At 51.4% G+C, this 13,216-nt stretch carries 11 protein-coding genes; 1 reads left to right on the plus strand and 10 read right to left on the minus strand.

What is annotated here, in order from left to right; translation table 11 throughout:
- Positions 1–87: 87 nt before the first annotated feature.
- The 7 genes from RYZ26_RS18190 to RYZ26_RS18220 form a co-directional block, all read right to left on the minus strand.
- Complete coding sequence (locus RYZ26_RS18190; RefSeq protein ID WP_317684677.1) at positions 88–939, minus strand: SEL1-like repeat protein; 852 nt, start codon at positions 937–939, stop codon at positions 88–90.
- A 105-nt stretch (positions 940–1,044) separates the two neighbouring features.
- Positions 1,045–2,223: a BaiN/RdsA family NAD(P)/FAD-dependent oxidoreductase gene (locus RYZ26_RS18195; RefSeq protein WP_317684678.1), complete on the minus strand. Its 1,179-nt coding sequence runs from the start codon at positions 2,221–2,223 to the stop codon at positions 1,045–1,047.
- Complete coding sequence (locus tag RYZ26_RS18200; protein WP_317684679.1) at positions 2,220–3,032, minus strand: SDR family oxidoreductase; 813 nt, start codon at positions 3,030–3,032, stop codon at positions 2,220–2,222. The genes RYZ26_RS18195 and RYZ26_RS18200 overlap by 4 nt, the downstream gene beginning before the upstream one ends.
- Positions 3,032–4,777, minus strand: coding sequence for an acyl-CoA dehydrogenase C-terminal domain-containing protein (locus tag RYZ26_RS18205; RefSeq protein WP_317684680.1), 1,746 nt, complete (start codon positions 4,775–4,777; stop codon positions 3,032–3,034). Before RYZ26_RS18205 ends, RYZ26_RS18200 begins: the two co-directional genes overlap by 1 nt.
- 3 nt (positions 4,778–4,780) lie before the next feature.
- Positions 4,781–7,075 (minus strand): 3-hydroxyacyl-CoA dehydrogenase/enoyl-CoA hydratase family protein, encoded by a 2,295-nt coding sequence (locus RYZ26_RS18210; protein ID WP_317684681.1) that lies wholly within the window; start codon positions 7,073–7,075, stop codon positions 4,781–4,783.
- Entirely contained in the window at positions 7,072–8,187 is a 1,116-nt protein-coding gene (locus RYZ26_RS18215; protein WP_317684682.1) for a thiolase family protein, read from the minus strand. Before RYZ26_RS18215 ends, RYZ26_RS18210 begins: the two co-directional genes overlap by 4 nt.
- Positions 8,184–8,585: a MerR family transcriptional regulator gene (locus RYZ26_RS18220; RefSeq protein ID WP_317684683.1), complete on the minus strand. Its 402-nt coding sequence runs from the start codon at positions 8,583–8,585 to the stop codon at positions 8,184–8,186. Before RYZ26_RS18220 ends, RYZ26_RS18215 begins: the two co-directional genes overlap by 4 nt.
- Before the next feature lie 135 nt (positions 8,586–8,720).
- Between RYZ26_RS18220 and RYZ26_RS18225 the strand changes: the two genes are divergently transcribed.
- On the plus strand, positions 8,721–9,818 hold the full coding sequence (locus RYZ26_RS18225) for an iron-containing alcohol dehydrogenase (RefSeq protein ID WP_317684684.1): 1,098 nt from the start codon (positions 8,721–8,723) through the stop codon (positions 9,816–9,818).
- Here RYZ26_RS18225 and RYZ26_RS18230 read toward each other — a convergent pair.
- The 3 genes from RYZ26_RS18230 to RYZ26_RS18240 form a co-directional block, all read right to left on the minus strand.
- A complete protein-coding gene (locus RYZ26_RS18230) occupies positions 9,795–11,351 on the minus strand; it encodes a pentapeptide repeat-containing protein (protein WP_317684685.1) in 1,557 nt (518 codons plus the stop codon). The two genes, RYZ26_RS18225 and RYZ26_RS18230, sit on opposite strands and share 24 nt — an antisense overlap.
- Before the next feature lie 88 nt (positions 11,352–11,439).
- Complete coding sequence (locus RYZ26_RS18235; protein ID WP_317684686.1) at positions 11,440–12,315, minus strand: flagellar motor protein MotB; 876 nt, start codon at positions 12,313–12,315, stop codon at positions 11,440–11,442.
- A gap of 22 nt (positions 12,316–12,337) precedes the next feature.
- Positions 12,338–13,102: a MotA/TolQ/ExbB proton channel family protein gene (locus RYZ26_RS18240; RefSeq protein WP_317684687.1), complete on the minus strand. Its 765-nt coding sequence runs from the start codon at positions 13,100–13,102 to the stop codon at positions 12,338–12,340.
- Positions 13,103–13,216: the final 114 nt, after the last annotated feature.

A 13,216-nucleotide genomic window follows, 5' to 3' on the forward strand; every position in this document is an offset into this window, starting at 1 on the left:
ATGAAAACGCCAAACCAAATGCACAGAAAAGCCCGCTGCCAAAAGCAACGGGCTTAACCTAAAACCGTCAACGTATTTTAGGACGGGTCAACTCAATAATTCTTTTTCAGAAATTGCACCAACAGAATATGCACGAAGGAGCATGGCGTAGGAGCTTGCGCGACTTAAATGTGCTTTTTGTCCTTCAAACCCCAGTTTTCCCAGCATGACTTGTGCTTCGGCATGTCCTTTTTGGGCTGCAGAAACCAAACTGAAAAAGCCTTCTTTGTTATTTTGGTTTGAATATTCAATTAAGGCTAATTGGTATGTTGCTTCAGTATGTTTTTTTTGGTGGGCCAAATTTTCTAATAAATTCATGCCTGCTTTTACATCTTCAGGGTTGTCTTTTTTCTCTATCAGATCTAATGCGAATTCCATCTTTTCAGCGGGATTTTCTTCTATAGTCTCTAATTTCGTTAATTCATTTTCCAAGAATTCTGGGAATTCTTGGGTGTCCAGAAGAAATTCAAGGGAACCTCTAATACCCTTAAAATCATAGGTTCTCCGTACCTCATGCGCTAGCCCGCGTTTAATAAGGTCTTGTGATTTATCATTATTCTTTTCAATGCCTCTACCTTCTGCATACATTAATGCCATCTTGAATAAGGGGATGCTTGAAACTTTTGTAGGTGCTTGAGAATATGCTTTAAAGGCTTTTGAATCATTTTGAGGGAAGCAAAAACCTCTCTCATGATAATTGGCTAACGTGTTGAAATAGAATTTATTCTCACTCAGCAATTTCGGCAGTAAGTGTCTAATTTGGTCACAGTCTTTCGTGATTACCGCTTTCTGGAAACGTTGTTGTGTGGTTTCAGCTTTCACCGGGTTTAAAAAGCCCGTAGAAATTATTAAGCCTATGATTGCTGTTCTGATTGAGAAAGAAGTCATCATATTACCCAATATTTAAATTTGTCCTATACTGGCATATGGAAGGGTTAGAGGGAATATTCGATTTTTGAAGATACTTTGTCGTCTAAAAATTATATAGCTGCTTACTCAGAAATCTCAAACATACTGCCCCGCACAGTACCCGGACGACCAGGCCCATTGGAAGTTGTAGCCTCCCAAGTGTCCGGTTACATCCAGGACTTCGCCGATGAAGAAGAGGCCGGGGATTTTTTTGGTTTCGAATGTTTTTGACGACAGCTCGTTGGTGTCCACGCCGCCGGACATGACTTCTGCGGTGCGATAGCCTTCGGTGCCGCTGGGGAGCAGGGTCCAGTCGTTGACGGATGTGGCGAGCGCTCGGAACTTTTTATCCGGCAGTTCGGCCAGTCGGCCTGTGCAGTCGCTGATTTCCACCAGTCGGTGGGCGAGGCGTTTGGGAAGGAGGGTTGCCAGCATGGTTTTGGCTTCCTGCTTTGGGTTGTTCTGTTTGGCCTCTTTGAGTTTTTCAAACAGGTCGGTGCCGGGCAGCAGGTTGATATGCACTTCATCGCCCGGTGACCAGTAGGATGAGATTTGTAAAACAGACGGGCCGCTGATGCCTTTGTGGGTGAACAACAGAGCCTCGCGGAATGACATCTTGTTGCAGGTGATCTCGGCATCCAGAGAGATACCTGCAAAGCCGTTGAGCTTTTGCGTGGTGTCGTGGTCAAAGGTAAAGGGCACAAGGGCCGGGCGGGGATGGATGACGTTCAGCCCCATAACTTCGGCTTGTTTCAGCCCGAAATTGCTCGCCCCGATCTTGGGGATGGACAGCCCACCAGTTGCGATGACGAGATGTTCGCATTCGATCTCGGTCTCATCGGTCATGATCAAAAAGCCCGTATCGTTCTTGGTGACGCCTTCGACCTTGGTGTTGAGGCGGATTTCAGCGCCTGCCTTGCGGCATTGTCCGGACAGCATATCGATGATCAGTTGCGCGCTGTCGTCACAGAAGAGTTGCCCGTGATCGCGTTCATGATAGGTGATGTTATATTCTGAAATCAGGCTGATGAAATCCCAGTTGGTATAGCGTTTGAGCGCGGATTTACAGAAATGCGGGTTCTGGGAGATGAAGTTTTTTGGCTGCACATCCATGTTGGTGAAATTGCAGCGCCCCCCGCCGGAAATGCGGATTTTTTCCGCCAGTTTTTTGGCATGGTCAATCACCAGCACTTTGCGGCCGCGTTTTCCTGCCTCAATCGCGCACATCATGCCGGCAGCGCCCGCACCAATAATCAGGACATCAGTTTTCATCATAGGAACAGGTCTTTTAAAAGTTCAGCCTCGGGATCGACGGCATATTTGGTAAGATCGGTGATGCCTGCTTCGGCCAGAACTTCGTCATCCATGAAGAAGTTCCCGGTACAGGTTTTGGCATCACGTTTGAAGATTTCATAAGCCGCGTCCGCCACAATATCCGGTGTGCGACACCCCCTGGCATCCACCCCTTCGATCATGGCGATGGCAGCGGTGTTGATGACGGTGCGCGGCCATAATGCATTGACCCCGATTTGCCCGCGAAATTCTTCTGCCATACCCAGCACGCACATGCTCATGCCGTATTTGGCGATGGTATAGGCGGTATGGTCCTTGAACCAGTTGGCATCCATATTTAAGGGCGGGGACAGATTGAGGATATGGGGATTGTCCGACTTCAGAAGCGCCGGGATACAGGCTTGGGAGACTGCATAGGTGCCGCGCGTGTTGATCTGATGCATCAAGTCAAATCGCTTCATGGGTGTTTCCAGCGTTCCGGTCAGGGAAATGGCACTGGCGTTATTGATGCAAATGTCAATCCCACCGAAATGTGCGACCGTCTGATCCACGGCTTTTTGCACGGCGTTTTCATCCCGGATATCAACCACCATGGGCAAGGCATTGCCGCCCGCAGCCTTGATCTCCTCCGCCGCCGTATGGATGGTGCCGGGGAGTTTGGGGTGCGGCGTATCTGTTTTGGCGAGCAATGCGACGTTTGCACCATCGGCTGCACAGCGTTTGGCAATCTCCAGCCCGATGCCCCGACTTGCGCCGGAGACAAACAGGGTCTTCCCCTTTAAATTCGTCATTAAAATGCGTCTTCCTCAAATCCCATGGTCGATTCACCCCCTGCCATGATGGAGGCAAAGAGCGAACTGTTCTGTGGGAGTATCTTCTGCATGAAGAAGGCGGCTGTGTCCAGCTTTGCCAGATAAAAAGTATCTTCTTTACCGATTGAGCTTTCCACCATCCTGCACCACATGTAGGCTAGGGCGACCAGCCCGAAGAGGCGGGCATATTCGGTTGCCCCAGCTGCGGCATCTTCCGGGTTTTTCAATCCGACCTGTGCGAGGAAGCCCGTTGCGCGCTGCAATCGTCCAAAGGCTTTGGCAAGGGCTTTGACGTCGTCACGATGGATATTGGCTTCGATATAATCTTGTACCGGATGGAAGAAATGACGCAGCAGACCGCCGGCTTTTTGCGGCATTTTGCGTCCAATCAGATCAAGCGCCTGAATACCGTTGGTGCCTTCGTAAATCTGGGTGATGCGGGCATCGCGCACATATTGTTCCATGCCATGTTCGCGGATAAACCCATGCCCGCCATAGACCTGCACCCCGATATTGGCGCAGTCAAACCCGATATCTGTAAAGAGCGATTTGACGATGGGGGTCATCAACTGGACGAACTCATCGGCCTGTTTGCGTCGTGCCTCATCCGGGTTCTTCAGCATATGATCAATTTTCATGGCGACCCAGACCGCCATGGCCCGTGCCCCTTCGATATAGCTACGTTGGGTCAAAAGCATGCGACGCACGTCCGGATGGACAATGATGGGATCAGCGGGCTTGTCCGGGTATTTAACGCCTGTGATGGATCGGCCCTGCAGACGTTCACGGGCATAATCAACTGCCCCCTGATAGGCGACTTCGGCGAGACCCAGACCTTGAATGCCCACGTCCAGACGGGCCTGGTTCATCATGGTGAACATATACGACATGCCTTTATGGGGTTCACCCACCAGCCAGCCTTGTGCACCATCAAAATTCATCACACAGGTGCTCGACGCCTTGATGCCCATCTTATGTTCAATGGCCCCGCAGGTGACCTGATTGGATTGACCTTCAATTAGTTTGGGCACGATAAACAGGCTGATACCTTTGGTGCCGGGTGGCGCATCGGGTAATTTGGCAAGGACCAGATGGATGATGTTTTCTGAGAGGTCATGCTCGCCTGCGGAGATGAATATCTTGGTTCCGGTGACCGCATAGGACCCATTGTCATGGGGAATGGCTTTGGTATGGATCAGGCCCAGGTCGGTCCCGCAATGGGGTTCGGTCAGACACATGGTGCCAGACCATTTGCCAGAAACCATGTTGGGCAGGTAAGTGTCTTTCAGATCATCCGATCCATGTGCCGCTATGGCCTTATAGGCCCCATAGGTAAGACCCGGATACATGCCAAAAGACAGGTTGGCTGAACAGATCATTTCATTGATCAGGGAAGTCACGGTCTTGGGCAATCCCATGCCGCCATATTCAGCAGCGCAAGCCATGCCGGTCCAGCCGCCCTCACTAAACATATTGTAGGCTTCCTTGAACCCGTCGGGTGTGGTCACGCTGCCATCCTCATGACGGATACAGCCTTCTTCATCGCCTGTTCGGTTGATGGGATAGAGCACGTCTGAACAGAGCTTGCCCGCTTCCTCTAAAACCGGATCAACCAGATCGCGGCTGGCCTCTTCATATGTGGGCAGGTCGGTCAGTTCATTGGCGTTAAACAATTCATAAAGCACAAACTGCATATCGCGGATTGGGGCGGTATATCTGGCCATATCTCAATTCCTCAGCGGTTTGTTGGTTAACAGCATATGTTCAACCCGCGCCAATGTGTCGGGCGTGCGTACCAGTGTCATAAAATGTTTGCGCTCCAAGGTCAGGATATCGTCTTCGGATTGTTCCTGCGTCATATCGCCGTCTTCCCCACCTGTTAAAACGTGGGCGAGGTGTTCGGACACCACCAAATCATGGGGCGTGGCATGTCCGGTTTTGACGAAATTCTGCACGGCCATTTTGAAAGCGACGCGCCCACTTTCACCAGAGAGATGAAAGGTGGTCTCTTCTGGTGCTTTGTATCCGTCCACCAGCGACAGGGCTTTGGCTTTCGCATCTGCCAGCAGGCGATACCGGTTCATGGTGACGGTATCATTATGATTAACGATCATCATGTCTTTGGCTTCAAAGGCAGAGGTCGCTACCTTGGCTGTGCCGACATTTTCAAAGATTTTACTGGCTGCAGGCATAGGGCCCTTGGCGTATTTTGGATGCGTGGTCCAGCGGGCCAGCATTTCTTTGCATCCCCCCCAGGCCGGAATGATGCCGACGCCGACTTCGACCAGTCCGGTATAGGTTTCTGCGTGCGCCTGAACCGCATCACAATGTAGCAAAAATTCACAACCGCCACCCAACGCCATGCCCGATGGGGCACCGACAACGGGGAAGGGGGCGTATTTGATGGTTTTCATGGTGTCCTGCCCACCTTTGACCATGCCTTCCAGTTCAGACCAGGCGGCGATGTTGGCGGTGAAAAGGGCGATGCCCAGATTGGCCCCGACCGAAAAGTTGGTACCTTCGTTATAGATCACCATTGCTTTATATTCTTTAGCCACAAGCGCGAGGGATTTCTGCATCAGCTCCATGATGGCCCCGTCCAGGGAGTTCATCATGGACGTGAATTCAAAACAGACCACCCCATCACCAATATCCCACAGCGAGGCTGAGCCGTTTTTTAGCAAAGGTTTGTCTGTGCGTTTGATGTCTTCCAGCAAGACAACACCATCTGGGCGGGTGACCGGGATGTAATCACTTTCCAACGTCATCTGCTGGCGTTTGCCTTTTTCGATTTTGTAAAATGGTTGTCCATTGGCGGTTTTGATGATGACAGGGACGTCATATCCGTCTTCTTCAAGCTTTGCTGCAAACCAGTCTGCGCCCATCATATCGATCAGCTCGAAGGGACCGAATTTCCAGTTATAGCCAAGGCGCATGGCCTCATCGATATCAGCGATGGTATCTGCTGCTTCGCCCACCAGATTACAGGCATAACAAAGTGTCTGGGCCATGACGGACCAGGCATATTTTCCGCCTTTATCGGGGTGGCTGACCAGTTTCTTGATGCCTTTCAGTTTGGCACTTGCCAGCGTAGACTTGATGCTGCGGCGGTAGTCACCGCTTGCAAGGTCAATCCCTTCCTTGTTGCGTTTTTTATCCAGTCGGTAAAAGCCGCCCTTGCCTTTACGTCCCGTATAGCCATCCCCAATCATTTTTTCCACCAACGGCATAGGCTTGTGGATTTGGCAGAAGGCGTCCGTTTCGGGCAGGGCCTGCACCATGGACCCGATCACATGGGGCATCAGGTCCAGCCCGACCATATCTAATAGGGCGAAGACGCCTGTTTTGGGGATGCCCATCGGTTTGCCGATCACGCTGTCGGCTTCTTCCACACTTAATCCCTGATCAAAGGCTTCAAGGGCCGCGCACATCAGCCAGAAAACGCCCAGACGATTGGCGATGAAGCCGGGGCGATCTTTGCAGAACACAATGGATTTCCCCAGTTTCAGGTCTGCGAATGCTTCCATTGCGTTGACTGCTGTTTGATCCGTAGCGCCACTTTTGACGATCTCCAGCAGGCGCATGTAGCGTGGGGGATTGAAGAAATGGGTGATCATGAAGTCTTTGGTAAAATCCTCACTCATTCCCTTTGTCAGTAATGACAGGGGCAGGGTGGAGGTGTTGGACGACACGATAGAGCCGCCTTTGCGTATTTCATCGATCTTTTTATAAAGATCCTGTTTTAAATCCAGTCGTTCCACAATGGCTTCGACAACCCAGTCGCAATCCGAAATCAGGGGCAGGTGTTCTTCCAGGTTTCCAGGTGTGATCAGCTTGGCATTGCGTTTATGCATCAAAGGTGCCGGGTTGGCTTTCAGCATTTTCTGGATGGCTTTGGCGGCTGCATCTTCAACGATATCCAGCAGCAGGACCTCATGGCCTGCATTGGCGACGTGGGCTGCGATATTGGCCCCCATGACGCCTGCGCCGATGACGCAGACTTTGTTGATGGAGGTGTTCATGATGCAGCCTCCAACACGGTTGCGATGCCCTGGCCGCCACCGATACATTGGGTGGCAAGGCCGTATTGTTTGCCTTCACGCTGCATAAGGCTTGCTGCCTTGCCAACGATCCGTGCGCCCGTGGCCCCAAGGGGGTGACCAAGGGCGATGGCCCCGCCGTCCAGATTAATCTTGTCCATGTCCAGGCCCAGTTCAGAAATACTGGCAAGGGCCTGGCTGGAAAAAGCTTCGTTAATCTCGATGATATCCAGATCATTGACCGACAATCCGGCGCGGCTTAAGGCTTTTTGTGTGGACCCGACAGGTCCCATACCCATCAGTTCAGGTGCGCACCCGGATACGGCAACTGATTTGATGCGCGCAAGCTTGGGCAGATTGTGGGCGTCTGCATAATCTTCGGATACAACCAGCACGCCGGCAGCGCCATCGGTTAAGGGCGAAGACGTTCCGGCAGTGACTGTACCATTGGCATCAAAGGCAGGTTTTAAGAGGGCAAGATCACCTGCATTGGCATCAGGTCGGATACAGCCGTCTGTGCCGATATCACCAATGGCAACGATTTCGTCTGTGAAATCACCGCGCGCCGCCTTTTGGTGGGATGCGATGGCGAATTCTTCTTGGGCAGCGCGTGTTATGCCATATTTCGTTGCGACATTTTCTGCTGTTTCGCCCATCCCCATATAGGCTTGGGGCAGGGATTGATAAAGCGCCGGGTTGGGCATCGGGTTGAAACCCATTACAGGCACCCGTGTCATGCTTTCCACGCCAATGCACATAAATGCCTCGCCCGCGCCCATCTGAATGGCCCCGGCTGCCTGATGGACGGACTGCATGCTTGATCCGCAGAAGCGATTGACCGTCACAGCTGAAACAGATTGCGGCAGGCCAGCTAAAAGACCGATCATGCGGGCAAGGTTCAGCCCCTGTTCGCCTTCGGGGAAGGAGCAACCGCAGATCAGGTCTTCGATATCATCCGGGTTGATGTTTGATTTTGCCAAAAGGCTTTTAACCACCGCAGCGCCTAAATCATCCGGGCGGACTTTGGTCAATGCCCCTTTGGTGGCAAAATGAAAGGGCGTGCGGGTATAGGAGGAAATGATGACGTTTTTCATGGGGCCACCTCTGTTTCAAAATCGGGTCCGAGGGTTGCAAGGGATTGTTTTTCAATGTTTTTGAGCTCGTTTAGAACGCGATCCAGCTCGATGCGCTGTTCTTCCAGGTCCTTGATACGGTTGCGCACCTTTCTGACCAACAGCTGTAACTGGTCGCCCTGTTTGCCTTTGCTTTCATAAAGGTCAAGGAAATCATGGATTTCGGCGAGACTGAATCCCAGCCGCTTGCCGCGCAAAATCAGGATCAGTCGGGCGCGGTCACGCTTGGTATAAACCCGGGTGGCCCCAGCACGTGCGGGGGTGAGCAGGCCTTTGGTTTCATAAAAGCGGATGGCCCGTGGCGTTATGCCCAGTTCTTTGGCGAGTTGGGGGACGCTGAAAAATTCTTCATCAGACATGATTAATTCCTCCTTATTAGGCATATTGGTTACCTATAGGTCACTTTCAAGCCGCGAAAATAAAAAATCTGTTTTGGATTTTTTGAAATAACTGTCTTAGGATGTTGCAAAGAATAAACAACGGGTGCTCAGTTTATGGTCAATGGTTTCGTTTCTAACGGTATTCCCGAATTGATCTTCGGACGCGATGTGTTTCAAAATTTGCCACAAAGGCTCAAACCCTTTGGCACACGTGTGCTTTTGGTTGGGGGACTTTATGCACAGAACCATCCCAGTCTGATCAAGGATGTGACCGATCATCTAATGGTTTTCGGTCATACAGTGACGTCTGTTTCGGCAGGCGGTAAACAGACGGAAGAAGCGGCAAAGCAAATCAGTGCTGATATTGACGTATCTGATTTCGATTGTGTGATCTCCATTGGCGGCAGCCGAGCCATTGATGTGGGCAAACTGTTGTCCGACGGTCTTCCTCATATCGCCATCCCCACGACCGCAGGCACGGGGGCGGCTATGAACGGGGTGATTTTTGGTGGTGAAAGTGCCTATGAAGAAACCCAGAAAGCCAGCTTGGTACCTTCTATAACCATTGGTGATCCATCCTTTATTGATGAGATGGCCCGTGATGATTTTGCTTCACGCGCCCTTGGTGTGTTGACCCTATTGATGGAAGCCTATGTATCACCCAAGGCATCCGTGCTGTCGGATGCGTTGATTTGGTCCGGTCTGGAAGCTTTTGCCCGTGGTTTTGTTGCAGGGGTTGAGGGTGAGACTTGGGGCAGGGATGACGTGTTTTATGCTTCCCTCATTGCAGGTGTTGGGTCCGGGCAGGCGGGATTTGGCCTGACCCATCAATTGGCCGCGGCGATCGAACAGAAAACATCGCTGAGCTATGCCCAGTCCAGTGCGACCATTTGTGCTGAAATCACTGATATTCAAATCGATCTGTTAAGTGATCGCCTGCCGGACGCGGAAGCCATGGACAAATATGCCATGATTGGGGAACTTTTGGCTGGGCGTCCCTTTGAAGATCGGGAAGAAGCTTATGCATCCCTGATCGGGACTTTGCGTCGCTGGGTTGCCCGTCTGGAAATGGAAAAGATGGAAATCTCTCCACGCGATCTCAGCGCCATTTGCCAGAACCAATTGGATGACTGGGATGATCAGGTTCTACCCGTACGGTTAAGCGAGGAAGAAATGATGCAGGCACTGTTAAGACGAAGTTCGCGCACTTAAGGGCAGGGTCGTCGTCTGATCCGTAATCGCGCGTTTGATCTGTTCAGAAATCAAGCCCTGACAACTGCTCAGGTTCACGCCGCGCAGGTTGGTGCGGCTGAGGTTCGCCCCACTTAAATTTACCCCACGTAATGTTGCGCCTTCCAGATTTGCCCCGGTCAGGTCGGCCCCTAACAAGTTGGCTCTGTCCATTCGGGCGTTGCGCATATCGGCTTTGGACAGGCGTGATACACGTAGGTCCGCACTGTTGAGCAAGGCTTTCTTGAAGGTGGAGCCGCTCAGGTCCGCCTTACGCAAGACCACGCTGGTGCAATCGACTTCTTCAAAGTTGGATTGCGGCAGAATGGCGCGTGTAAAGTCAGCCCCTTCCAGTTCCTGTCCCCGGAAATCAGAATGCGGACGATTGGCCTGCTGGCCCAGTTTACCACCACTGTTGACCCAGGTTTTATGCAGGTCAAGACATTCGTCCAGGTCCATGATCTCTTCAAAGTCGTCGCTGTCCGGACCTGTTGGCTCGGCCGCTTCGACTTTCTCTTCTTTCTGGGCCTGTTTTTCAGCGGCAGCTTCTTCTGTTTTCTTTTTTGCTGCCTCTTCTGCTGCGGTTAGATCATCAGCGGCTTTGGCTTTTTTCTTATCTTTGCTTATCGGTACGTCATCATAACCTGATTCTGCTTTGGTTTCCGAGGTGCCATAGTCAAAGTCTGTGTTGGCCTTGGGCTTATCTTCAGATGTAAAGTCAATCTCAGTCCCTGAGCCGGATTTCCCCGATACTGGCCCACCTGTCAGATCGTAATTGCCATTGGACGCTCCACCACGTGAGGCCCCACCAGCACCGCCAGCTCCAAATTCCATAACGCCGCCATCGGCCTTTGGTTTGGTCTGACTTGTGCCCCAGTCTGGATTACCTGCACTGCCCCCGCTGGATGCGCCACCAGAAGTGCCACCGGATAGAACAGCACCGCCACCAAGGGAACTCTGGCCCGGTGTGACTGCTGCCGGGCGGTGTGCGCGGGTGAACGTATCGGTGGACATATCTTCGGCTGTCAGACCATTACGACGATCTTCCCCGTTAAAGTGGGGGTCATCGCGCGACCGTCGTTCCGGGCCGAAATAGTGGCGCACACAGATAAACCGGCGTGGCTTTTGAATTACAGCACGCGAGAAACGCAGAATCTTTGATCCGCTCAGTGGTTTGCGCAACGCCCCTTCAATTCCGGCGCGGCACGCTTCGCGCAGCATGTTTTGGGATACTTTTTCCAAGAGCATTAAAACGGGTGTTTTGTAAAATTCCCCATCGTTCAGCCCGCGGATTTTCTGAATAACGTTGATACCGTTGGCAGTGCGCAGCTTAAGCGCAATCAGGATAACGTCCGGTTTCATTTTTGGGATATGTTTCAACGCTTCATCAGGCGATGGCGTTGCGACAAAATCGCCAATATCAGCGTCTAAATAAGTCGTGCGTGCGATATCAATCGCATCAGGATCGTCGTCGCACAACAGTACCTTATAGTTACTGAAATTAAAATCGCTCATACTGGTCTTATTTTATGGTCGTTATATTCAAGAGTATTTTTTTACTATCATACCCTCTAATGAAATCAATTCAACCGTAAGATTAGATTTATTTGAGACCTGAATCTGGGCGTGGTCCGAAAACGCTTTCCAGCTGGTTTTGGACGTTATTGGCCTGTGCGCGCTCTTTCTCGCCTAAAACGAGTGTGATCTCTACGCGACGGTTCTTGGCACGATTTTCAGGACTGTCGTTTGGAACGAGCGGTCGGCTGTCGCCAAAGCCTTGTACAGCCATTTTATCAGGTGCGATATCTGAATAATTGAGGAAGTGATGCACCACGGAAGTCGCACGTGCGGCCGACAGTTCCCAGTTTGATCTGTAAGGACCACCGCCGCCAAGCGGGATATTATCTGTGTGACCACCTACAAGGACTTGGCCTTGTGATTTTTTAATCACGTCAGTGAGTTTGTCCAGAAGATCGGCGAAGGCACCACCAATATTGGCTGAACCGGACCCAAAGGCAATTTCACTTGGGAAGCGGATTTTAACTTCATTGCCGTCTTTTTCAACTTCCACACCCTGTTCGGCTGCTTCTTCGGCAATGATTTTCGCCACTTCGTTTTCAACGTCTTCGGCCTGTTCCTCAGGGCTTTCCTGAGGATCAATTTCAAAGACTTCTTCATCCGTTGTATCCGGGATATCCATGGATACGGTCGGGGTCGGTGTTTTGGTGGGGGAAACGTTACGCGCGACTTTGCGTTCCAGCTGACCGTCAATTTCAATCACGCCCGCCAGGCGATCCTGTTTTGAAATACCAAAGGCATTGCGCATGGCGCCTGCCATTTGCTTGTATTTGATAACGTTCATTTCCGAGAAAGTCAGCAGAAGCACGAAAAGAACCAACAGCAGGGACATTAGGTCGGCAAATGTTGCCATCCATGCAGGGGAGCCCGTCGGGGGGCATTTCTTTTCTTCTTCAGCCATGTGCGTCTCAGCGTCCTATAGCTTATTCGTCGTCTGCTTCGGCAGGCTTGCCGCCCGGCAGGTAAACGCCTAGCAGTTCCTGCAGAACCATCGGGTTTTGTGAAGCGTGAATTTGCATGACACTTTCAATGATCAAAGCACGTGTGTTCTTGGTATTGTCGATTTTAATTTCGAGCTTGTCGGCCAGCGGGATGGCAACCAGGTTGGCCAATACCGCACCGTAGAATGTCGTTAACATCGCAATCGCCATCGCAGGGCCAATGGCTGCGGGGTCAGACAGGTTTGCAAGCATCTGTACCAGACCGATCAGTGTACCGATCATCCCGAATGCCGGGGCCATATCACCGATTCCGCGCCAGAAACTTTCCCCGGCCATTTCGGCCTTGATCGCCATATCGACTTCTTTGGTGATACTTTCCTTGATCACCGCGCCGTCCATGCCATCCACACACATGCGAATACCACGGGCCATCAGTTCGTTTTCAACCGTGACACTTTCCAGACCCAGAAGGCCTTTTTGACGCACGATACCAGCCAGTTCGATGGCGATGTCATAAACGGAACGAGGGTCGTCAGCAGAATTTTTAAATGCGATCTTGCCGCCGATTTTCAGGGCAGCGATACAATTGGATAGTGGGAATTTAACCAGCGTCGCTGCAAGCGTACCCCCGAATACAACCGCAATAGACGGAATGTTGATAAAGGATCCAATGTCACCACCCATCATAATGGAGGCGACGATAATGCCCAGGCCAAGAAAGATACCAATTAGTGTTGCGAGATCCATTAAACTTATGCCGTTCTTGTTATTCCGCGTACAGTGACTAACATCCTAGGGGTGAAATCTTACTAAGTTCCTAATACCGCGAGATGCTTCCCTCAAATTCTTAATGCAAGTTTT

Source organism: Terasakiella sediminum (genome assembly GCF_033100395.1).
GTDB lineage: Bacteria > Pseudomonadota > Alphaproteobacteria > Rhodospirillales > Terasakiellaceae > Terasakiella.